Origin of the sequence: Rhizobium sp. R635 (assembly GCF_002211285.1) — a bacterium.
Lineage (GTDB): Bacteria > Pseudomonadota > Alphaproteobacteria > Rhizobiales > Rhizobiaceae > Rhizobium.
On record NZ_LOKX01000010.1, the window covers coordinates 1 to 22,468 of the forward strand.

General features: G+C 62.7%; 14 protein-coding genes and 1 pseudogene. 7 read left to right on the forward strand and 8 right to left on the reverse strand.

Features of this window, described 5'->3' with window-relative positions; genetic code table 11:
* Positions 1 to 187 (reverse strand): annotated as a pseudogene (locus tag ATY78_RS09530) (5-aminolevulinate synthase); the annotation flags it as partial.
* A gap of 325 nt (positions 188 to 512) precedes the next feature.
* Between ATY78_RS09530 and ATY78_RS09535 the strand changes: the two are divergent.
* The 3 genes from ATY78_RS09535 (at position 513) to ATY78_RS09545 (ending at position 9,033) form a co-directional block, all read left to right on the forward strand.
* Complete coding sequence (locus ATY78_RS09535; RefSeq protein ID WP_088682102.1) at positions 513 to 770, forward strand: YMGG-like glycine zipper-containing protein; 258 nt, start codon at positions 513 to 515, stop codon at positions 768 to 770.
* A gap of 170 nt (positions 771 to 940) precedes the next feature.
* A complete protein-coding gene (locus ATY78_RS09540) occupies positions 941 to 2,869 on the forward strand; it encodes an autotransporter assembly complex family protein (protein WP_190237427.1) in 1,929 nt (642 codons plus the stop codon).
* A 62-nt stretch (positions 2,870 to 2,931) separates the two neighbouring features.
* Positions 2,932 to 9,033 (forward strand): translocation/assembly module TamB domain-containing protein, encoded by a 6,102-nt coding sequence (locus tag ATY78_RS09545; RefSeq protein ID WP_088682207.1) that lies wholly within the window; start codon positions 2,932 to 2,934, stop codon positions 9,031 to 9,033.
* A gap of 6 nt (positions 9,034 to 9,039) precedes the next feature.
* On the opposite strand, the gene ATY78_RS09550 is transcribed toward ATY78_RS09545, so the two are convergent.
* Complete coding sequence (locus ATY78_RS09550) at positions 9,040 to 9,477, reverse strand: Lrp/AsnC family transcriptional regulator (RefSeq protein ID WP_170960055.1); 438 nt, start codon at positions 9,475 to 9,477, stop codon at positions 9,040 to 9,042.
* 122 nt (positions 9,478 to 9,599) lie between these two features.
* Between ATY78_RS09550 and rocF the strand changes: the two genes are divergently transcribed.
* From rocF to ATY78_RS09570, 4 genes are all read left to right on the forward strand, one after another.
* A complete protein-coding gene (rocF, locus tag ATY78_RS09555; RefSeq protein ID WP_088682103.1) occupies positions 9,600 to 10,535 on the forward strand; it encodes an arginase in 936 nt (311 codons plus the stop codon).
* Between the two features lie 15 nt (positions 10,536 to 10,550).
* Positions 10,551 to 11,750 (forward strand): ornithine--oxo-acid transaminase, encoded by a 1,200-nt coding sequence (rocD, locus tag ATY78_RS09560; protein ID WP_088682104.1) that lies wholly within the window; start codon positions 10,551 to 10,553, stop codon positions 11,748 to 11,750.
* A 142-nt stretch (positions 11,751 to 11,892) separates the two neighbouring features.
* On the forward strand, positions 11,893 to 12,369 hold the full coding sequence (locus ATY78_RS09565) for a chemotaxis protein CheW (RefSeq protein WP_088682105.1): 477 nt from the start codon (positions 11,893 to 11,895) through the stop codon (positions 12,367 to 12,369).
* A 296-nt stretch (positions 12,370 to 12,665) separates the two neighbouring features.
* Positions 12,666 to 14,426 carry a PAS domain-containing methyl-accepting chemotaxis protein gene (locus ATY78_RS09570; protein ID WP_088682106.1) on the forward strand — a complete coding sequence of 587 codons (1,761 nt, stop codon included), beginning with the start codon at positions 12,666 to 12,668 and terminating at the stop codon, positions 14,424 to 14,426.
* A gap of 71 nt (positions 14,427 to 14,497) precedes the next feature.
* On the opposite strand, the gene ATY78_RS09575 is transcribed toward ATY78_RS09570, so the two are convergent.
* The 6 genes from ATY78_RS09575 to ATY78_RS09600 form a co-directional block, all read right to left on the reverse strand.
* Complete coding sequence (locus ATY78_RS09575; protein WP_088682107.1) at positions 14,498 to 16,156, reverse strand: OFA family MFS transporter; 1,659 nt, start codon at positions 16,154 to 16,156, stop codon at positions 14,498 to 14,500.
* 184 nt (positions 16,157 to 16,340) lie between these two features.
* Positions 16,341 to 16,586, reverse strand: coding sequence for a formate dehydrogenase subunit delta (locus ATY78_RS09580; protein WP_088682108.1), 246 nt, complete (start codon positions 16,584 to 16,586; stop codon positions 16,341 to 16,343).
* Positions 16,576 to 17,400, reverse strand: coding sequence for a formate dehydrogenase accessory sulfurtransferase FdhD (gene fdhD, locus ATY78_RS09585; protein WP_088682109.1), 825 nt, complete (start codon positions 17,398 to 17,400; stop codon positions 16,576 to 16,578). The genes ATY78_RS09580 and fdhD overlap by 11 nt, the downstream gene beginning before the upstream one ends.
* 74 nt (positions 17,401 to 17,474) lie before the next feature.
* Positions 17,475 to 20,354 carry a formate dehydrogenase subunit alpha gene (gene fdhF / locus ATY78_RS09590; protein WP_088682110.1) on the reverse strand — a complete coding sequence of 960 codons (2,880 nt, stop codon included), beginning with the start codon at positions 20,352 to 20,354 and terminating at the stop codon, positions 17,475 to 17,477.
* Between the two features lie 66 nt (positions 20,355 to 20,420).
* Complete coding sequence (locus tag ATY78_RS09595) at positions 20,421 to 21,977, reverse strand: NADH-quinone oxidoreductase subunit NuoF (protein ID WP_088682111.1); 1,557 nt, start codon at positions 21,975 to 21,977, stop codon at positions 20,421 to 20,423.
* Positions 21,974 to 22,453 carry a formate dehydrogenase subunit gamma gene (locus ATY78_RS09600; protein ID WP_088682112.1) on the reverse strand — a complete coding sequence of 160 codons (480 nt, stop codon included), beginning with the start codon at positions 22,451 to 22,453 and terminating at the stop codon, positions 21,974 to 21,976. The genes ATY78_RS09595 and ATY78_RS09600 overlap by 4 nt, the downstream gene beginning before the upstream one ends.
* Positions 22,454 to 22,468 lie beyond the last annotated feature (15 nt).

A 22,468-nucleotide genomic window follows, 5' to 3' on the forward strand; every position in this document is an offset into this window, starting at 1 on the left:
TGGGATTCTGGCCCATGCCGAGATAGTCGTTGGAGCACCAGACCGTGACGTCCTTTTCGCCATCGGCCGTATGGCGCGTCGCACGCGGGAAGTGGCCGCGGTGACGCTCGAGATCGGCAAAAACGCGGTAACGGCCCTCGGCATGAAGCCCGTCCAGCTCGTTTTTGAAAAATGCTTCGAAATCCATCATATGCTCCAGTATCGCGCGGCCGTTCTTGCCGACCGGACGTCCGCGCGTCAATGCTTACCCTTTGCTTTAACATCAACTGCGGCAAAAGGCCCAGTTTTTTGAATGATTCCAGATAAAAAATATGCGTGCGATCATCCATGAGTTCGATAGGACGCATGCCGATGGAAAGTCGCAAAACCGCGGCCCCGCGACGACGCCAGTCTTGCAAAAAAATCGGGGCAAAGGTGGACAACCCTTTCTTCCGACATAGTTTTCGGGCTAGCGTGCCAAAAAAACAATAGGGACGGCCTATGCCCATTGGGCGACAACCCAGGAGAAAGTAATGAAGAAAGCTGTCATACTCGCATTGATCGGCCTGTCGATCGCAAGCTGCACGCCGACCCAGCAGGGCGCCGGCATCGGCGCTGCATCTGGTGCCGTCATCGGCGGCGTCGCCACTGGCAATGTCCGTGGCGCGGCGGTCGGCGCCGCGATTGGCGGCGTCTCCGGCGCCCTCATCGGCAGCGTCGCCGAACAGCCCGGCCAGTGCTACTATCGCGACCGCTACGGCCGCCGCTACATCGACACTTGCCCGCGCTGAGCGTGCTCGCAAACCGGCAAAATCAGGAAATCCCGGACACACATCCGGGATTTTTTGTGCTAAATTAGCGCGTTGGCAATTTAAAATGGTACACCCCGCGCGATTTTGTCGCTAAGCTGTTCACGGCTGGGCAACGAAGCTTCATTGTAGGCGTAAACCAAAAGCGGCGGATGCGGATCAGAGGGACAGGCCCGAAAACAGGTACTGCGTATCGGCGAACAGGCACCATGATGGTGGTCGCAGCGGCGGCTGCATTCTCACCGGTCCTGATCGGCGATGCTTACGCCTTTAAGCTTTTCGGCATCACCATCTTCGGCAAAGAGGAAGACGAAGGCGAACAGGTCCCCGATCCTGTGCGCTATCACGTCGACCTCAAGGCCGAGACCGCCGACCCCGACCTCAAGGAAGCGCTGGAAAACAGTTCCCGTCTCATCAGCGACCAGAAGCAGCCGGTTTCCGGCGATCTCGGCGTCGTCGTCAAGGCGCGCGACGACCGCGAACGGCTGATCGCCACACTGTATGAAAAAGCCCGCTACGGCGGCGTGGTGACGATCACCATTGACGGCAAGAACATCGACGACCTGCCCCCCAATCCGACATTCGACCGCTCCGGCCCCATCCCGGTCACCGTCGATATCACTCCCGGCCCCGTCTTCAGGGTCAAGGAGGTGCAGTTCGGCGGCGACGCCGCCAGCCGCAATCCCGCCGACTACGATCTCGCCCCGGGCGCTGAGGCCGGCTCGCTCGCCATCATCAAGGCCGGCGACAGGATCGTCGAACAGTTGAAGAGCGAAGGCAGGCCCTTCGCCAAATTGACGGAGCGCAAGGTCGTCGCCGATCACAGGAACGATACGGTCGATATCGTCCTTGCCGCAGAAGGCGGTCCCGTCGCCCCGATCGGCGATGTCGGCGTCACCGGTGAAAAAACCGTCAAGCCTGCGTTCATCCAGCGCTATTCCCGGCTGAACAAGGGCGAGGCCTACTCCCCCGAAGCGCTGAAGAAGGCCGGCGATCGCCTTCGCGCCCTCGGCGTCTTTTCGAGCGTCACCATCCATGAAGGTGACGCGCTGGCGCCGGATGGCACCTTGCCGATGACGATCGAAGTGTCGGAAGGCAAGAGGCGTTATTTCGGCGTCGGCGCACAATATTCCACCATCGACGGCTTCGGCGTTCAGGGCTATTGGGGCCACCGCAATCTGTTCGGCGAAGCCGAGACGCTGAGGATCGAGGGATCGGTTTCGCGGCTCGGCGAAACGACGGATGTCGGCAATCTCGACTATTCCGCCGGCATCCTCTTCACCAAGCCCGGCGCCTTCTTCCCCGCCGCCACGCTGAAGGCCGGCATCATCGCCAAGACCGAAAACCCGGATGCCTATAATGCGACGCTCGTCACCGCCTCGCTCGGCCTTTCCTACGAACTGACCGACCAGGACACGATCTCGGCGAGCGGCGAGGTCAGCTGGGAGCGCGACGACGACGCCTTCGGTACGAACGACTATCTGACGGTCGCCCTGCCGATCCAGTATGACCGCGATGCGCGCAACGACAAGTTCAACCCGACGGAAGGCTATCGCGCCACACTTTCGGCAAAGCCCGGCTACGAGATCTTCAACGCCACCCCTTACGCGGCGTTCGAAGGCTCGGTCTCCGGCTACCTGCCGTTCGGCGCCGAAGACCGTCTTGTGCTAGCCGGCAAGGTCGCCGCGGGTGTGTTGATCGGCGGCGGCGGGATCGAAGACATTCCCGCTACACAGCGCTTTTTCGCCGGCGGCGGCGGCTCCGTGCGCGGATACGGCTACCAGGAAATCTCGCCCTATAACGACGATGGCGAGGCCACCGGCGGCCGCTCTTATGTGACCGGTTCGCTGGAAGCCCGCATCCAGATTACCGAGACGATCGGCATCGTGCCCTTCGTCGATGTCGGTACGGTATCGGACAGCACCTTCCCGGGTTTTTCCGATATCCGCGCCGGCGCCGGCGCAGGAATACGATATGCCACGCCTTTCGGCCCGCTGCGGCTTGATTTTGCCGTGCCGCTGAACAAGTACGAAGATGGCACAGATTATGGAATTTATGCCGGCATCGGCCAATCCTTCTAGGATTGCCGATTCCGGTTCGTTCCGATCCATGGCCGCATGAAAACGGGGTAGTGTCCGCGCTGATGCAAACGCTGGCAAAAATCGTCAACTGGATCATACGGCTCACCGGCTATGCCGTGGGCGTCACCTTGATTCTCGCTGTCGCAGCACTTGCGATCTTCGGCTTCACGAGTTTCGGCGCCCGCATCGTCACCGAAAGGATCGCCTCCACCCTTTCCAACCGCGACATGACGATCGAGGTTCGCGAACCGGAAGGCCTTTTGACCGGTGGGCTTCGCGCCGCCGAGATCTCCCTCTCCGATACCAAAGGCGTCTTCGCCGAAATTCACGGCATCGCCATCGACTGGAATCCGCTGGCGCTGCTGACCGGAACCTTCCACGCCAAACGCTTCGAGATCGATGCGATCAGCGTGCTGCGCAAGCCGGTGCGCACCCTGCCCTCGCGGCCCGCCGCTGAAAATTCCGGCGGCTTCGGCCTTCCGATCAAGATCGATATAGACCATGTCGCCCTGCCCGATATCAAACTGGCCGAACCCTTGGCCGGGCGCGCCTTCGCGCTTGCCGCGGAAGGAAGCCTGTCGGCGAATGCCGACGGCGGCGAGGCCGTCGTCAACGTCAGCCGCCACGCCGTCCCGGATGCCAAGCTTGCCGCCGACATCGCCTATGCGCCGGCCGAAAACCGGCTGCAACTGAAAGCTGCGCTTTCCGAGCCGAAGGGCGGGCTGGTGGCGGGCCTTCTCGGCCTGCCGGGCGAGCCTGCGGTCAAAATCGATCTCAACGGTCAGGGGCCCATATCCGACTGGACGGGTAAACTGCAGGCCGCGCTCGACGGACAGCAGCGCGCCGCGATCGAGGGCCGGCATGCCATCAGCGCAGACGGGCTCCACCACCTCGATCTCAAGGGCGGCGGCGACCTCAGCTCGCTCCTTCCGTCGGCGTTCCGGCCGCTTTTTGCCGGCCAGACCAATATCGATCTCGCCGCCACCTTCGACAACCGCGGCAAGATCGATATCCAGACCGGCAACCTTGCCACCGGCAGCGTCGTGATCGCCGCATCGGGCACGCTCGATCCGGCCGGCAACAACAGCCTCAACGCCAATCTGCTCGGAACATCCGGCCCGGTCGATTTTCGCTGGCCGCTCGCCGAGGGCGACGCGCGCTTCCTGATATCGGGCCTCAATCTGGCCCTGACAGGCGATGCGCAGGCGGCCCGGCTGAACGTCAGCGGCTCGCTCGATTCCGCCACCCTCCCGCAGGCCAATATCGGCAATGTCAAGCTGACGGCAAAGAGCGACGCCTTCAATCTGGCGGCTCGTTCCGGCAGCGTTCAGCTGCGCCTCGTTGCGGGCGACGCGACCTTTACCGATCCCAACCTCAATCGCGCGGTCCAGGCCCCTGTCACGATCGCCGCGCCCCTGCAGGTCTCGCCCGACACCATCGGCTTCAACGGCACAACCGTCGAAAGCGCCAATATCAACGGCAGTCTCAACGGCTCCTATCGGCTGGCGGACCAAGCGCTGACGGGCAACGTCAAGCTCACCATCGAACCGGCTGCGCTGCCGGCTGCGGTGACCGGCAAATTCGACGGGCCGATCTCGCTCGAAAGCCAGGTGGCCGGCACCATCCCGTCGAAATTCGCCTTCAGCAACATCGTCCTGACATCGGGTACGCTCGAAGCCGCCGGCAATGTCGCGCTCGACGGCACCGCGTTGAACGCCGATCTCTCCGGCCGGCTGCCGGATGTCGGCAAGCTCATGGCGGGCGCGAGCGGCGCGGCAGGTTATGCATTGAGAATAGGCGGCGAGCTGCCGGCCATCTCAGTGACCGCCAATCTCAAGGCCCCCAGCCTTGCGATGGCCGACCGCGAGCTCGCCAACCTCAATGTCGACCTGTCGGGTGTCGTTGATCCCAAGGCGCCGCAGGGCAAGATCGCCGCCACCGGCACGATCGACGGCCAGCCGATCGGCATCAACGGCGACGTCCTCTCGAAGGACGGCAAGATCAGTATTCCGGCACTGACCGCCGATATCGGCGGCAACCGGCTGACGGGCAATCTGGAACTGTCGCCCTCTCTGGAGCCGGCAGGCGCGTTGACGTTCGATTTCCCCAATATCGGCTTGCTCGCCGCTCTCGGCGGGCAGAAGGCCGAAGGCGATCTCAAGGGTTCGCTCGGCATCAGCAGCGACAGCGGCAGGATCGGGCTTAAACTGCTTGCATCAGGCAGCTCGGTCCGCCGCGATACGCTTGCGATCGTCAAGCCGGATATCGATGTCACGATCAGCGATCTCGCCGCCCTTGCTGCAAACGGCACGGTCAAGGCCGAAGAGTTGAGCGCCGGAACCAACAGGCTTGCCGGCCTTTCGCTCGCCTTTACCAAACAGCAGGACCGCACCGACTTCGACCTCGATGCCGCCTATGACGGCAATCCCGTAATGGCGGACGGCAATGTCGAGACTTCTGGCGGCAATATTGGCCTCAACCTCGATCGGTTCTCGGCAAGCCCCCGCAACATTCCGATCGAGCTTGCCGCCCCGACGCGGGTCACAGTCACCGGCGGCGCCGCCAATCTGGACGGACTGACATTGAAGACCGGGGCCGGTTCGGTGTCGGTCACCGGCTCTGCCGGCGAGACGCTGAAAATCGATGCCGATATCCACGAGCTGCCTGCAGCCCTCGCCAATGGTTTCGTACCGAACCTTTCGGCCGGCGGCACGATTTCCGGAAAGATTGCCATAACCGGAACGCCGGCGGCGCCCGTGGCCGACTTCAAGCTCGACTGGAAGGATGCGACGACAGGTCAGATCAAGGGCGCGGGCCTTGGGCCGCTCGGCATCACCGCCGGCGGCAAATTCGCCGACAAGAGGCTCGATTTCGACACGGCGGTCCGCGGTGAAGAGGGCCTTTCGCTCAAGGCTGCCGGCAATGTCGGGCTCGCCGACCCTGCAGCCCCGGTTCTCGCTGTCAACGCCGATATCCTCAACCTGCCGGCCCGCCTCGCCAACGGCTTCGTTCCCGATCTCGCCGCCGAAGGCGTGATAACGGGAAAAGTGACCGCCTCCGGCTCAGTAAACGCTCCAGCCGCCGATTTCGATCTCGATTGGAAAAGCGCTGCGACAAGCCACACACGGCGCGCCGGCCTCGCCGATCTCGCTTTGAAGGCATCGGGACGATTCGCCGACAGCAAGCTCGATTTCAACGCGGCGATAACGGGCGCCGAGAAACTCTCATTGAAAGCAGCCGGCAATGTCGCCGTCACAGGCACGACGATCGGCAACGTCAAGGTCGATGCGACGCTGGCGAATGTTCCGGCAAGCATCGCAAACAGCTTCGTTCCCGATCTTGCCGCCGAAGGCGCGATCTCAGGAAAGCTCTCGGCCGCAGGCTCGCTTTCCGGCCCGACCGCGAATTTCGACCTCGATTGGAAAAACGCTGCGGTCAGCCACACCAAGCGCGCCGGCCTTGCCGGCCTCGGCGTGACCGCGTCCGGAAAATTCGCCGACAATAAGCTTGATTTCAACGCGGCGGCAAATGGCGACAAGGGCCTGTCGCTCAAGGCTGTCGGCAATGTCGCCCTTGCCGGCACGGCTGTCGACAGCATGAAAGTCGATGCCGAGATCGCCAATATTCCCGCCGGCCTCGCAAACGCCTTCGTTCCGGATCTCGCCGCCGGCGGCACGATTTCGGGCACCTTATCGGCCTCCGGCACCCCTGCCGCACCGACCGCCGACTTCAAGCTCGGCTGGGCCGATGCCGCGACCAGCCACACGAGAAGCGCTCATCTCTCGGATCTCACGCTGGCCACATCGGGACGCTTCGCCGATAACCGGCTCGATTTCAGTGCCGATCTCGGCGGCGGGGGCGGTCTCTCCCTGAAGGCCACCGGCAATGTCGCCGTGGAGGGCGCCTCGGTTCGCAACCTCGACGTCAAGGCCGATCTTGCCAATCTGCCCGCGGCCCTTGCCAACGGTTTCGTGCCGGGCCTTGCCGCAGAAGGCACGGTATCCGGAACGGCATCCGCCTCAGGAACGCTTCCGAAACCTGCCGTCGATTTCAAGCTCGACTGGAAGAACGCCGCAACCGCACAGACCAGGAGCAGCGGCCTTTCGGACCTCACTGCCGCGGCATCCGGGAAATTCGTCAATGACAGGGTCGATTTCGATGCCAATCTGGCCGGCAAGGACGGCGTGCTGGCGAAAGCGAAGGGCGGTGTGACGATCGCGGGAGCGGCCATTCGTGATCTTTCGATCAATGCCGATATCCCCGCCCTGCCGGCAAATCTCGCAAATGCCTTCGTCCCCGGTCTCGGCGCCGAAGGCACGCTTTCGGCAAGCGCGATCACCTCCGGCACGCCGGCCGATCCGATCGTCGATTTCAAGCTCGACTGGAAGGATGCCGCGACCAGTCATACCAAGGCTGCCGGCCTTTCCCGCCTTACACTGGTGGCATCGGGAAAATACGCCGGCGACAGGCTGGATTTCGATGCGAACCTTACCGGCGGCGGCGGCATTGCTGTGAAAGCCGCCGGCAATCTTGCGATCGCAGGCACGACGATCCGCTCGGTCGACGTCACCGCCGATGCCGACAATGTCCCGGCCGGCATCGCCAACGGCTTCGTTCCGGGTCTTGGCGCCGAAGGTGCCGTCTCGGCAACCGCAAAGGCGACCGGCGCGCTATCGGCGCCCTCCGTCGACTTCAAGGTCGACTGGAAGAACGCCGCCACCAGCCAGACGAAAGGCGCCGGCCTCTCGCCCTTCACCATCGGCGCGTCAGGCAAGCTTGCCGGAAACAAGCTGACGGTCGACACCAGCCTTGCCGGTGACGCCGGCATGTCGCTGAAAGGCGGCGGCAGCGTGGTGATGTCAGGCAATCGCGCCATCGACATGCGCTTCAATGGCAATCTTCCCTTCGCCGTCCTTGGCGCGCCGCTTGCCGAGCAGGGCTTCGTCGCCGATGGCGTCGCCACGGTCGACCTCCGGATCGGCGGAACGGCGGCCGCACCCGTCATTAACGGCACCGTTGCGACCAATGGCGCCAAGCTCGTCGACGTCCGGCGCAACCTTGCCGTCAACAATTTCGCGGCGACCGTGACCTTCAACGGCAGCCAGGCCGTGATCTCCCGCCTCAGCGGCAATCTTGGCGGCGGCGGCACGATTTCGGCGAGCGGCACGATCGGCATTCAGCCGGCCGGCGGCTTCCCCGCCGATATTTCGATCAAGCTCGACAAGGCTGTTTATGTCGACGGAACCCTCGTCGTCTCGACCGTCAGCGGCACGCTCGGCCTGCGCGGGCCGATCACGAGCGCCACGCTGAGCGGCAAGCTTCAGCTGGAAAAGACGTCGATCACGGTCCCGGAAAAACTGCCGACCTCGCTCCGGGAAATCGACATCCGGCATAAGAATGCGCCGCGGGCCGTGCTTGCGCAATTGCGCGATGAAAGTGAACGGAAACCGGGGGAGAAATCCTCGGTGATCACCCTCGATCTTCAGATCGACGCACCTTCGCATATCTTCGCGCGCGGCCGCGGCATCGATGCCGAACTCGGCGGCAGCGTCACGATCCGCGGCACGGCGGCTGCACCCATCGTCACCGGCGGTTTCACCATGCGCCGCGGCCGGTTGACCATCCTCAACCGCCGCCTGGATTTCTCCGACAAGAGCAGGATCACCTTTGCCGGCGACCTGACGCCGGCGCTCGACATGGAGGCGACCTCCACCTCCGGCACGACGACGCTCACCGTCGATGTCGCCGGCCTCGCCACCGATCCCGCAATCACCTTCTCCTCCTCACCCCAGCTGCCGCAGGACGAGGTTCTGGCGCAGTTGATCTTCGGCCAGTCGATGTCGAAGCTCTCGCCGGTGCAGATCGCCCAGCTCGCCGACGCCGTCAGCCAGCTGGCCGGCAACCGCTCCACCTCGCTTTTCGAAGGCCTGCGCAACCAGCTCGGCGTCGACGATTTCGACGTCAGCACCGATTCCAAGGGCCAGACAAGCGTCAGCGTCGGCCGCTATCTCAACGACCGCACCTATTTCGAACTGCAGCAGGGCGGATCGGCCGGCGCCAAAGCGATCATCAACCTCGATGTCGGCCGCGGCGTCAAGCTGCGGGGAGGCGCCGGTGGCAACGGCGAAGGCGAAGCGGGAATCGTCTATGAACGTGAGTATTAAGCCGGCTTAAAAGCCTGTCTTGCTCGTCTTGAGAAGAATATTGGTCTCCGTCGAGTTGATGCCGTTGATCAGGCGGATACGGCGTAGCGTCTCGTCGAAAGAGGCAAGATCGCGATCCTCCAGCTCGGCGACGAAATCCCATTTGCCGTTGGTGCTGTGGAGCGCGCGCACCTGCGGCAGGCCGCGCAGCTGATCGGCCACCCTGTCGGCGAGCTTGCCGAGCACCTCGATCATGACGATGGCGCGCACGCCGGCGGACCGCGTCTCATGACTGGTGCGAATCGTGAAGCCGACGATGGTGCCGCTGGCGACCAGCCGGTCGATTCGGGCGGCCACCGTCGCCCGGGATGCCCCTGTCATCGCTGCAAGCGAGGAAACGGAAATCCGGGCATTGTGGCGAAGGGCGCTCAGAAGTTCGGTATCGAGATCGTCCACGCTGATCACTTTGTCAAAATAGCTTTATCAATCTGCGCAATCATAATCCATTTCTGGCACTTTTCCATCTTTTTGCTAGCAGCCCTTTATCCCACTATCGGCCAAAACCGGCCTCAACACGGAGCCCTCGCATGAATGTCCAATCGCGATCTGTCACCCTCATCGGCGCACCGCTGGAAGAAGGCTCCGGCCGCAGAGGCGCCGCCATGGGTCCCGCGGCGCTGCGCATTGCCGGTGTCGACCAGACGCTGATCGATCTCGGCCATGACGTCGCGGACAACGGCGATCTCTCCATCGTGCCGGCGATGGATCTGCCGAACCATCCGAAAGCCCATAATCTGAGGATCGTCGGCGCCTTCACCCGCGCGCTCGAAAGCAGCGTCTATGAGGTCGCCGCCTCCGGCCGCTTTCCCCTCATTCTCGGCGGCGACCATAGCCTTTCCATGGGCAGCGTCTCCGGAATGGCCCGTTATGCCGCCAGCAAAGGCCGCCCGCTCTTCGTGCTCTGGCTCGATGCCCATGCCGATTTCAACTCCCCCGCCACCTCGCCCTCCGGCAATATTCACGGCATGCCGGTCGCCTTCTTCTGCGGCGAGGCTGAGTTCGCCGAGATCCTGCCGAAGGACCGTCCCTTCGTCGATCCGAAGAATGTCTTCCAGGTCGGCATTCGTTCGGTCGATGCGCGCGAGCGCGAGGAAATTCACAAACACGGCGTCAACGTCTTCGACATGCGCGCGATCGACGAGCAGGGCATCGGCGCGATCATGCGGGATATTCTCGCTGTCGTCGCCAAGGCCAATGGCCTGCTGCATGTCAGCCTCGATCTCGATTTCCTCGACCCCGACATCGCCCCCGGCGTTGGCACGACGGTGCCCGGTGGTGCGACCTTCCGCGAGGCTCACCTCGTCATGGAAATGCTGTCGGACAGCGGCCTCGTCTCGTCGCTCGACCTCGTCGAGCTCAATCCGTTTCTCGACGATCGCGGCAAGAGCGCCCGCATCCTGGTGGAGCTGACGGCAAGCCTCTTCGGCCGCCGCATCTTCGATCGTCCGACACGCGCCGCATAGGGAGGGAAAACCGCCATGAACACTTCGGAAAAACTGATCGCCACGGAACAGCGGCTCGGCGCCCACAATTACAAGCCGCTCGACGTGGTGCTGACGCGCGGCGAAGGCGTTTATGTCTGGGATACCGACGGCAATCGTTATCTCGACTGTCTCTCGGCCTATTCCGCCGTCAACCAGGGCCATTGCCATCCGAAGATCCTCGCCGCCATGGTCGAGCAGGCAGGCAGATTGACGCTCACCTCCCGCGCCTTCCGCAACGACCAGCTCGCTCATCTCTATGAAGAGCTTGCGGCGCTGACCGGCTCGCACAAGATCCTGCCGATGAATTCCGGCGCCGAAGCCGTGGAAACCGCCATCAAGGCGGTGCGCAAATGGGGATACGAGGTCAAGGGCGTGCCGGAGGGCAAGGCGGAGATCATCGTCTGCGCCGACAATTTCCATGGCCGCACGCTGAGCATCGTCAGCTTCTCCACCGATCCCGACGCCCGCACCGGCTTCGGCCCCTATACGCCGGGCTTCCGCACCGTTCCCTTTGGCGATGCCGAGGCATTCGAGGCGGCGATCAACGGCAATACCGTCGCCGCCCTGATCGAGCCGATCCAGGGCGAAGCCGGCGTCATCATCCCGCCGGCCGGTTATTTCACCCGCATCCGCGAACTCTGCACGGATAACAACGTCACCCTGATCCTCGACGAGATCCAGACCGGCCTCGGCCGCACCGGCAAGCTGCTGGCGGAAGAGCACGAAGGCATCGAGGCCGACGTGACGCTGATCGGCAAGGCGCTTTCCGGCGGCTTCTATCCCGTATCGGCCGTGCTTTCCAATTCCGAGGTCCTGGGCGTGCTGAAACCCGGCCAGCACGGCTCGACCTTCGGCGGCAATCCGCTGGCCTGCGCAGTGGCGCGCACCGCACTCAAGGTTCTGGTTGAAGAGGGCATGATCGAGAACGCCGCTGTTATGGGCGAGTATTTCCTCGAAGGCTTGAGGTCGATCCGCTCGAACATCGTCAGAGACGTTCGCGGCCGTGGCCTGATGATGGCGATCGAACTGGAGCCCGAAGCCGGCGGCGCGCGGCAATATTGCCATGCCCTCAAGGAGCGCGGCCTTCTCGCCAAGGATACCCACGACCATACGATTCGTCTCGCTCCGCCGCTCGTCATAACAAGGGAGCAGGTCGATTGGGCGGTCTCTGAGATCGAAAAGACGATAAGTTAAGGTAAACCGGGGCTGAAAACCGTCGCAAACTCGTTTCCGATTTAGATTTGGGCAACACTCTTCCGTTAATGTCGTCGCTAACCGTCACGATGCTTTGCGAGCGCAAAGCCATCGCGGCTTACGACAGTTGGGAAGAATTCTAATGGCCACGATCAATTCCACTAGCTTCAGCGGCGATACGCTCGAGATCATTGCCTTCCGCCTGCATGATCAGGAATTCTGCGTCAAGACCACGACCATCCGCGAAATCCGCGGCTGGGCGCCGTCGACGCCGATCCCGCATGCTCCGGCCGATGTGATCGGCGTGATGAACCTGCGTGGCTCGGTCATCCCGATCATCGATCTCGCCTACAAGCTCGGGATGAAGAGCACGGTTGCCAACGAACGCAGCGCCATCGTCGTCGCCGAAGTTCACAACATGGTCATCGGCATGCTCGTCGACCGCGTCTCGGACATTCTCACCATCTCCTCCAGCCAGGTCCAGCCGGTGCCTGAGGTAACCGCTTCTTTCGACCGCGCCTATTGCGAAGGCATCATCGCTTCGGAAAATGGCATGATCTGCTTCCTGAACCTCGCCAAGATGTTCAAGGAAAACGAGACGGACGAACTGGCGGCGTGATCCGGCCAACATCTCGAATTCGGAAAACCGCCCCTTTCGGGCGGTTTTTTATTGGGCATTGCACGTAAATTTAGAACGTCCATCATTTTTCAACTTTATATAATATAAGAAGTCGCTTTTATATTGAATATTAACCATGACCTACCATTATGATTGCAAAGCAGGACGATGAAACGTTTTCCGGCGGTCGGTGCACAAAATCAATTTTTGATTGCATATCCGCATCGGCATTCCTCATCCGACATGCCGCATTACCAAGTCGAGCAGCGGATGCTGAGCATCTCAGAGGGACATGAATGTTTAATCTATCCTCCGATTCGAAATACATTCTTGATGCCATCTCCAGATCGCAGGCGATCATCGAATTCGATCTCAAGGGAAATATCCTGACGGCCAACGAGAATTTCTGCCGTGCGCTTGGCTATAGCCTGAACGAAATCCTCGGCAAGCATCACAGCATGTTCTGCGACACGGCCTATACCGCAACCCAGGACTACCGCGAATTCTGGGCACGGCTCGGACGCGGCGAATATGATGCCGGCGCCTACAAGCGCTTTGCCAAGGGCAACAGGGAGATATGGATCCAGGCATCCTACAATCCGGTTTTCAAGGGCGGCAAACCATTCAAGGTCGTTAAATTCGCGGCCGATATCACGGCGGCGAAAAGGCAGGCGGTCGAGGATGCCGGTAAATTGGCGGCGATCTCGCGCTCGCAGGCGGTGATCGAATTCACCCCAGCGGGCGAGATCCTGACAGCCAACGAGAGTTTCTGCGACGCCATGGGGTATTCGCTGACCGAGATTACCGGCAAGCACCACAGCATATTCTGCGATCCTGCCTACGCCAGGACCGAGGACTATGCCAATTTCTGGAAACGGCTGGCGCGAGGCGAATTCATTGCCAATGAGTTCGTCCGATTCGGCAAGGGCGGCCGGCAAATCTGGATACAGGCGGCCTATAACCCGATCCTCGATGCCGATGGCAAAGTCTATAAGGTCGTCAAATTCGCGACCGACGTCACCGAGCGCATGAGCGCCATTTCCCTGCTCGGCACCGCGCTGCGCGACCTCTCCGAGGGCAATCTGACACGGACGGTCGACACGGCCTTCGTTCCGTCGATGGAACAGTTGCGGCACGATTTCAACACGGCGATCGGCGACCTTGCCCAAACCATGAAGACAATCGGCGAGAACGCCAGTGCGATCGCCGCAGGTTCCCGCGAGATCGGCGCATCGGCCGACACCTTCTCGAAGCGGACGGAACAGCAAGCCGCATCGATCGAGGAGACGGCCGCCGCGCTGGAAGAGATCACCACCACCGTCAACGATTCCAGCCGTCGCGCCGATGAAGCCGGCCGCCTCGTCGCCAAGACGAAACAGGGCGCGGAACAATCCGGCGTCGTGGTCCGCAACGCCGTCGCGGCCATGGGCCAGATCGAACAGTCCTCGCGCGAGATCAACAACATCATCGGCGTGATCGACGACATCGCCTTCCAGACCAATCTCCTGGCGCTGAACGCCGGCGTCGAGGCGGCGCGCGCCGGCGAAGCCGGAAAGGGCTTCGCGGTCGTGGCCCAAGAGGTTCGCGAGCTTGCCCAACGCTCCGCCAAGGCCGCCAAGGAAATCAAGGCGCTGATCAACACCTCGAGCGAACTCGTCAGAAACGGCGTCGGCCTCGTCGGCCAGACCGGTCAGGCGCTCGAAGAGATCGTCGCGCAGGTCGGCGATATCGACGGCAATGTCGAGGCGATCGTCAGGGCATCGAAGGAACAGGCAGTCGGCCTCAAGGAAATAAACCAGGCGGTCAACACGATGGACCAGGCAACGCAGCAGAATGCGGCAATGGTCGAGGAGAGCACGGCCGCCAGCCACAGCCTTGCCAGGGAAGCCGAAACCCTGCGCGTCCTGCTGGCGAAATTCCGGCTGCCGGGCCAGGTCCAGGCCGTCAGCAGACCCGAGGCAAGGCAGACGGGATCGCCGGCGCTGCACCTCGTTGCACGTGTCGCCAAAGCCCACGGCGCTGCCGCAGCAAATACCCAGAGCTGGGAAGAGTTCTGATTTCCCATCGCTATCCGGTCAAGCTGCAATAGAGCGCGCCGTCCCGAGACCGGGCGGCGCGCTTTGATCGCTTACCCGAAGAGGGCGAAGGTCGCCTTCAGTGTTACCCAGACACCCCAGAGCAGCGGAATGCCGACGACGGCCCAGGCGAGCATCGCCTTGGCGTCAAGCCCGCCGGTGCCGATGCCGAAGGAGCCGGTCGGCCCGGCATTGACCGCAGCCGACTTCGCCTGCAGCGCCGCGACCTCGTCATCCCCCATGAACCACTTCTCCGGCAGCGGCCTGATCAGCGCATTGGCGACGAGCCCGAGCGCCAGCATGCCGGCGAGGATATACATGGTGCCGGTATAGAGGGCCGGTCCGGGCGCGACGCCGGCGGCGATCTGCGCCTCGCGGATATAGTTTACGACGACAGGACCGACGATGCCGGCCGTTGCCCAGGCGGTCAGCAGCCGGCCGTGAATGGCACCGACGAACTGCGTGCCGAAGATATCGGCGAGATAGGCCGGAATGGTCGCGAAGCCGCCGCCATACATCGACAGGATGACGCCAAAGGCGAGAACGAACAGCGCCTTGTTGCCCATTCCCGCGAAGGTCGGTGCCAGGGCATAAAGCGCAATGCCTATGATGAAGAAGCTGTAATAGGTGTTCTTGCGGCCGATCTTGTCGGAAAGCGACGCCCAGAAGAACCGCCCGCCGATATTGAAGAGCGACAGCAGGCCGGCAAAACCGGCAGCGATCGTGGCGATCGATGCCTTCTGCCCGGCATCGAGCTGAGCGAAGCCGACATCAGGCAGGCCGATCAGCGAACCGGCGAAAATTTCCTGCAGCATCGGCGAGGCCATGCCGATGACGCCGATGCCGGCCGAGACGTTGAGGCAGAGCACGGCCCAGATGAGCCAGAACTGCTTGGTCTTGTGAGCGTCGCGCAGGTGAACGTGCCTGGTCGTGATCATCGTGCTCTTGGCGGCGGGTGGGGTCCAACCGTCAGGACGCCAGCCGGCCGGCGGAATGCGGTAGCCGAAGGCGCCGCCCATCATGAAGACGAAATAGATCGCCGCCATGACGATGAAGGTCTGCCAGACGCCGACCGACGTATCGGTCTTGAAGGCATTCATCAGCAGGTTGGCAAGCGGAGCGCCGATCATCGCGCCGCCACCGAAGCCCATGATCGCCATGCCGGTCGCCATGCCGCGCCGGTCGGGAAACCATTTGATCAGCGTCGAGACCGGCGAGATGTAACCGAGACCAAGACCGATGCCGCCGATGACGCCGGCGCCAAGCCACATCAGCCAGAGCTGATGGGTGATGACGCCGACGGCGGCAAGCACGATGCCGCCGCACCAGCAGCAGGCGGAAACGACGCCCGCCTTGCGCGGGCCCGCCCGCTCCAGCCAGCCGCCCCAGATGGCGGCGGACGAGCCGAGCAGAACGAAGAACAGCGTATAGATCCAGCCAAGATCGGCGACGCGCCAGTCGCAGGTCGTGGTAAAGAGCGCCGAGGCGAGCGTCAGGTCAGGGCAGGCCGTTGAAGCCGTGATCCCAAGCGACTTGGAAAGCGGCAGCCAGAACACGCTGAAACCATAGGCCATGCCGATGCAGAGATGGATGGCAAGCGCGGCCGGCGGCACCAGCCACCTGTTGAACCCGGGTCTTGCGACGATCCTTTCGCGATCAAGCAGGCCTGAGCCCGCCAACGCTCCGTCTGTACGTGTTTGCGCTGCAGTCATGAACAACTCCTCCTTGTTTCAGACCTGGCTGTGATTGGTGCGTCGCCCGTTTTTCAGGCGCGCAAAGGACGCTGTAACACTCGAACTTCCACTTATTTTAAATCGATTATATTTCATGATGTATGCAGTGGCGCATGCGTAGGCAGCATGCTGCTGCCTCCCCTCCGGCATACGCCACTTTGGATTACCGGACCTGGTTTGCTTCCGCCTCCGGCTTGCGGATCATGGGAGCGGCCTGAAGCACGAGCGCATCCAGGCCGTTTTCCTCATTCTCGAGAATTTCAAACAATTGCCGCCGCATGCGCGGCTCCCAAAATTTATTGATGTGAGTGGCAACCCCCTGCACGGCCTCGTCCGCCGGCTGGCTCTTGAAGAAGGTTGCAATCTGATTTGCCATGTAAACGAGCTTGGTCTTGGTATCATGCGACATCGGCGATGCTTCCGGGCGAGATGCGGTGCGGGTGGGTGAAAATCTCGAAATCCTCGCCGCGCACCAGCGCGACGAGCGTCATGCCGGCCTCTTCGGCCGTGCGGATGGCAAGGGCAGTCGGCGCTGAAATGGCGATGAGCACCGGGCTGCCGAGGATCGCCGCCTTCTGCACCATCTCAACGGAAAGCCGGCTGGTGACGACGACGGCGCCATTCCCGCCCCTTTCGCCGGAACGGATGATGGCGCCGCAGAGTTTGTCCAGCGCATTGTGCCGGCCGACATCTTCGCGCACAGCGACCAAGCCTCCGCCGGGAAGATAGAAGCCGGCTCCGTGCACGGCCCGCGTCTCCCGATGCAGCGGCTGCGCTTCGTTCAGAAGCGAAACGGCACGCACGATATCCGCATGCGACAGCGCCAGCGCCGATGCCGAGACGTCAGGCACCGCCCGCACCGCCTGCTCGATCGATTCGACGCCGCAGAGCCCGCAGCCGACCGGCCCCGCCATGCTGCGGCGGCGCGCCCGCAGCCGGTCGGCGACGTCGTCGGCAAGGCTCACCTGCACGTCGATGCCCTGCTCGCCCGCAACGACTTCAATCCCCGATATCTCCGTCCGCTCGGTGATGATTCCTTCAGTCAGGCTGAACCCGACCGCAAAATCCTCAAGATCAGCAGGCGTCGCCATCATCACCGCATGCGTACTGCCGCCATAGGAAAAGGCGATCGGCACTTCCTCCGGCACGATGCGCGAACCGCTATGCATGATGCCGTTGCGGCGGGCGGTTTCGGGGGCGCGGGCGGTGGTTGCGAAGGTCATGAGGCATGCCTCCTCTTCTCCGCGCTGGGGAGAAGGGAGGATCTTGCCGTCAACGCCAGCCCGCACCCCCATCGTCACTCCGCTGCTTCGAGCTTGCCGGCGATGCGGCGCGATTGCCGTGCCTGCTCGTCATATTCGAGCTGCCACTCGCTCGGCCCGTTGGAGGGCGAGACCTGCACCGCCGTCACCTTATATTCCGGGCAGTTCGTCGCCCAGTCGGAGAAGTCGGTGGTGATGACGTTCGCCTGCGTCGTCGGGTGATGGAAGGTCGTGTAGACGACACCCGGCGCGACGCGATCGGTGATCAAAGCCCTCAGCGTCGTGTCGCCGGAACGGCTGACGAGCTTCACCCAGTCGCCGTCACGAATGCCGCGCTGTTCGGCGTCATGCGCGTGAATTTCCAGCCGGTCCTCCGCATGCCAGGCGACATTCTCGGTCCGGCGCGTCTGCGCCCCGACATTGTACTGGCTGAGGATTCGCCCGGTGGTGAGCAGCAGCGGAAAGCGAGGGCCGGTGCGTTCGTCGGTCGCCACATATTCGGTGCGGATGAATTTGCCCTTGCCGCGCACGAAACCATCCACATGCATGATCGGCGAGCCGAGCGGGGTCTTTTCGTTGCAGGGCCACTGCACGGAGCCGATCTTGTCGAGATAATCGTAGGAAACAAGCGCGAAACTCGGTGTGGTCGCGGCAATCTCGTCCATGATCTCGGACGGATGGCTGTAATTCCAGCCGAGCCCCATCGCCTGGGCAAGCTTCTGCGTCACTTCCCAGTCGCCATAACCGTTGCGCGGCGACATCACCTTGCGCACACGGTTGATGCGACGCTCGGCATTGGTGAAGGTGCCGTCCTTTTCGAGGAAGGTCGAGCCCGGCAGGAAGACATGGGCGTAGTTGGCGGTCTCGTTGAGGAAGAGATCCTGCACGACGACGCATTCCATGGCCGCGAGCCCCGCCGCGACATGTTTCGTATCGGGATCGGACTGGAGAATGTCCTCGCCCTGGATGTAAATGCCCTTGAAGGAGCCGTCGACCGCCGCATCCAGCATGTTCGGGATGCGCAGGCCCGGCTCGTTGTTGAGTTTTACGCCCCAGAGCTTCTCGAAGATATCACGCGTCGCATCGTCGGAAATGTGCCGGTAGCCCGGCAACTCGTGCGGGAAGGAGCCCATGTCGCAGGAGCCCTGCACGTTGTTCTGGCCGCGCAGCGGGTTCACGCCGACGCCGGGGCGGCCGATATTGCCGGTCACCATGGCGAGGTTGGCGATCGCAATGACGGTGGTCGAGCCCTGGCTGTGTTCGGTGACGCCGAGACCATAATAGATCGCGCCGTTGCCGCCCTTGGCATAGAGCCTTGCCGCACCGCGCAGATCGGCGGCCGGCACGCCGGTGAATATCTCGGTCTGCTCCGGGCTGTGCCGCGGTTCGGCGACGAAGGCGGCCCAGTCCTCGAACTCCGACCAGTCGCAGCGCTCGCGGATGAACCTCTCGTCATAAAGCCCTTCGGTGACGATCACATGCGCCAGCGCCGTCATGACCGCGACATTGGTGCCGGGCTTCAGCGGCAGGTGATAGGAAGCCTCGACATGCGGCGACCGGACGATATCGGTGCGGCGCGGATCGATGACGATGAGCTTGGCGCCCTGGCGCAGCCGCTTCTTCAACCGCGAGCCGAACACCGGATGCCCGTCCGTCGGATTGGCGCCGATCACGATGACGACATCCGAATGCTCGACGCTGTCGAAATTCTGCGTTCCCGCCGACGTCCCGAATGTCTGGCCGAGGCCATAACCGGTCGGCGAATGGCAGACGCGGGCGCAGGTATCGACATTGTTGTTGCCGAAACCGGCGCGGATCAGCTTCTGCACCAGATAGGTTTCCTCATTGGTGCAGCGTGAAGAGGTGATGCCGCCGATCGCTTCGCGGCCATATTGATACTGGATGCGGCGAAACTCCGACGCGACATGCGCGAAAGCCTCGTCCCAACTGACTTCACGCCAGGGATCGCTGACCTTTTCGCGGATCATCGGGTTGAGAATGCGGTCCTTGTGGGTGGAATAGCCGTAGGCGAAGCGGCCCTTGACGCAGGAATGCCCGCGATTGGCCTCGCCGTCTTTCCACGGCACCATGCGCACCAGTTCCTCGCCGCGCATTTCCGCCTTGAAGGAGCAGCCGACGCCGCAATAGGCGCAGGTGGTCACCGCCGAATGCTCTGGCTGGCCGATCTGGATGACCGACTTTTCAGTCAGCGTCGCCGTCGGGCAAGCCTGGACGCAGGCGCCGCAGGAAACGCACTCGGAATCGATGAAATGCTCGTGCATGCCGGGCGAAACGCGGGAACCGAAACCACGCCCCTCGATCGTCAGCGCGAAAGTGCCCTGCACTTCCTCGCAGGCGCGCACGCAGCGCGAACAGACGATGCACTTGGAGGGATCATAGGTGAAATAGGGATTGGACTCGTCCTTCGGCATCCATTTCAGATTGATGTCGCCGTTGTTGCGGGCCTTGACGTGATTGTCGCCCTCATAGCCGTAGCGCACGTCGCGCAGGCCGACGGCGCCCGCCATGTCCTGCAATTCGCAATCGCCGTTGGCCGCACAGGTGAGACAGTCGAGCGGATGGTCGGAGATATAGAGCTCCATCACGCCGCGGCGGATATCCTTGAGCCGGCCCGTCTGCGTGTGCACCACCATATTTGCCGCCACCGGCGTCGTGCAGGAGGAAGGCGTGCCGTTGCGGCCTTCGATCTCGACGAGACAGAGACGGCAGGAGCCGAAGGCATCGACCATGTCGGTGGCGCAGAGTTTCGGCACCTTGATGCCAGCCTCCATCGAGGCGCGCATGATGGACGTGCCCTCCGGCACGCTGATCCGCTGTCCGTCGATGGTGAGCGTCACCATGGCTTCCGATTTCGAAGCGGGAGTGCCGTAGTCGATTTCATGGATGAGAGACATGGTCGGCCTCCTGTACGGAAATGGAATTGGGCAGGTTGGGGCATACGGCTGCGGCTTGGAAGATCATCACTCAGCAGCCTCCACGATCGGCGCCGGCGAAAAATCCTCCGGGAAATGCGTCATCGCGCTCATGACGGGATAGGGCGTGAAACCGCCAAGCGCACAGAGCGAACCGAACTTCATCGTGTTGCAGAGATCGGCCAGCAGCGCCCGGTTCTTCTCCGGCTCGATGCCATGCGCGATCTTGTCGGCCGTCTCGACGCCGCGGGTCGAGCCGATGCGGCAGGGCGTGCACTTGCCGCAGCTTTCGACCGCGCAGAATTCCATGGCGAAACGCGCCTGCTTCAGCATGTCGGCCGTGTCGTCGAAGACGACGATGCCGGCATGGCCGATCAGTCCGTCCTTGGCGGCGAAAGCCTCGTAGTCGAACGGCGTATCGAACAGAGCCCGCGGGAAATAGGCGCCGAGCGGGCCGCCAACCTGCACGGCCTTGACCGGCCGGCCAGTCGCCGTACCGCCGCCGATCCGGTCGACGATATCGCCGAGCGACAGACCGAAGGCGGTCTCATAGAGCCCGCCATATCGGACATTTCCGGCGATCTGCAGCGGGATCGTGCCGCGCGAACGGCCCATGCCGAAATCGCGGTAGAAGGCGGCGCCCTTTTCCATGATGACGGGCACCGACGCCAGCGAAATCACGTTATTGATAACAGTCGGACAGTCGAACAATCCCTTATGTGCCGGCAGCGGCGGCTTGGCGCGCACAACGCCGCGCTTGCCTTCGAGGCTGTTCAGCAGCGCCGTCTCTTCGCCGCAGACATAGGCGCCCGCACCGGTGCGAACCTCCATATCAAAAGCACGGCCGGAACCGAGCACCGATAGCCCGAGAATACCGGCCTGCCGGGCGATACCGATCGCCGCCGTCATCGCTGCGATCGCATGCGGATATTCCGAACGCGTATAGACGAAACCCTTCGTCGCCCCAGTCGCAAGTCCAGCGATCGCCATGCCTTCGATCAGCACGAAGGGATCGCCTTCCATGATCATCCGGTCGGCAAAGGTGCCGCTGTCGCCTTCGTCGGCGTTGCAGACGATATATTTGCGGTCGCCGACGGCATCGAGAACGGTCTTCCACTTGATGCCTGTGGGGAAACCGGCGCCGCCGCGTCCGCGCAGGCCGGAATCGGTGACTTCCTTGACGACGTCGGCCGACGTCATCGAAACGGCGCGGCGAAGGCCGGCAAGGCCGCCATGCGCCTCGTAATCGGCAAGCGAAAGCGGATCGGTGATGCCGCAGCGGGCAAAGGTCAGGCGGGTCTGTTCCTTCAGGAACGGGAGGTCTTCAACCTCCCCGAGACAGAGCGGGTGATTGCCATCGCTCATCATTCCAGCGTCGAACAGGGCGGGCACGTCCGTAGCTTTCACCGGCCCGTAGCCGATGCGCTTGCCGGCAAGTTCGACCTCGACCAACGGCTCCAGCCAGAACATTCCGCGCGAGCCGTTGCGCACGATTTCTGCATCGAGGCCGCGGGCGGCGATCTCCTGGGCAATCGCCTTTGCCACCTTTTCGGCCCCGAGCGCCAGCGCAGCGGCGTCGCGCGGAACATAAATCTTGATCGTCATCGGCGTGCCTCCGCGACGAGTTCCGCCGTCATCTGATCATCGACCCGGCCGTGAACCTCGCCGTCGAGCATTGCCGCCGGCGCGCAGGCGCAGAGCCCGAGACAGTAGACCGGCTCCAGCGTCACGCTGCCATCGAGGGTCGTCTGGTGAAAATCGATGCCGAGCAGTTTCTTCACACGCTCGGCCACCGCATCGCCGCCCATCGACTGACAGGCCTCGGCGCGACAGAGCTTCAGCACATGCCGGCCGGCGGGATGATCGCGATAATCGTGATAAAAGGTCATCACGCCATGCACTTCGGCGCGCGAGAGGTTCAATTCCTCCGCGATGACAGGCAGGGCTTCCTGCGGCACATAGCCGAATTCTTCCTGTACCTCGTGCAGAATGGGAAGAAGCGGCCCTTCGAGGAAGCGAAGATCGGCGACGATGGAACGGGTACGCGCTGCAATATCGCCTTCGGCGATATGAATGGTCATAAGGCAGCCCTCCCA

Coding starts and splice junctions, on each gene's coding strand:
- ATY78_RS09535 (WP_088682102.1), top strand. CDS start 513: ATGAAGAAAGCTGTCATACTCGCATTGATCGGCCTGTCGATCGCAAGC.
- ATY78_RS09540 (WP_190237427.1), top strand. CDS start 941: ATGCGGATCAGAGGGACAGGCCCGAAAACAGGTACTGCGTATCGGCGA.
- ATY78_RS09545 (WP_088682207.1), top strand. CDS start 2,932: ATGCAAACGCTGGCAAAAATCGTCAACTGGATCATACGGCTCACCGGC.
- rocF (WP_088682103.1), top strand. CDS start 9,600: ATGAATGTCCAATCGCGATCTGTCACCCTCATCGGCGCACCGCTGGAA.
- rocD (WP_088682104.1), top strand. CDS start 10,551: ATGAACACTTCGGAAAAACTGATCGCCACGGAACAGCGGCTCGGCGCC.
- ATY78_RS09565 (WP_088682105.1), top strand. CDS start 11,893: ATGGCCACGATCAATTCCACTAGCTTCAGCGGCGATACGCTCGAGATC.
- ATY78_RS09570 (WP_088682106.1), top strand. CDS start 12,666: ATGTTTAATCTATCCTCCGATTCGAAATACATTCTTGATGCCATCTCC.
- ATY78_RS09575 (WP_088682107.1), bottom strand. CDS start 16,156: ATGACTGCAGCGCAAACACGTACAGACGGAGCGTTGGCGGGCTCAGGC.
- ATY78_RS09580 (WP_088682108.1), bottom strand. CDS start 16,586: ATGTCGCATGATACCAAGACCAAGCTCGTTTACATGGCAAATCAGATT.
- fdhD (WP_088682109.1), bottom strand. CDS start 17,400: ATGACCTTCGCAACCACCGCCCGCGCCCCCGAAACCGCCCGCCGCAAC.
- fdhF (WP_088682110.1), bottom strand. CDS start 20,354: ATGTCTCTCATCCATGAAATCGACTACGGCACTCCCGCTTCGAAATCG.
- ATY78_RS09595 (WP_088682111.1), bottom strand. CDS start 21,977: ATGACGATCAAGATTTATGTTCCGCGCGACGCCGCTGCGCTGGCGCTC.
- ATY78_RS09600 (WP_088682112.1), bottom strand. CDS start 22,453: ATGACCATTCATATCGCCGAAGGCGATATTGCAGCGCGTACCCGTTCC.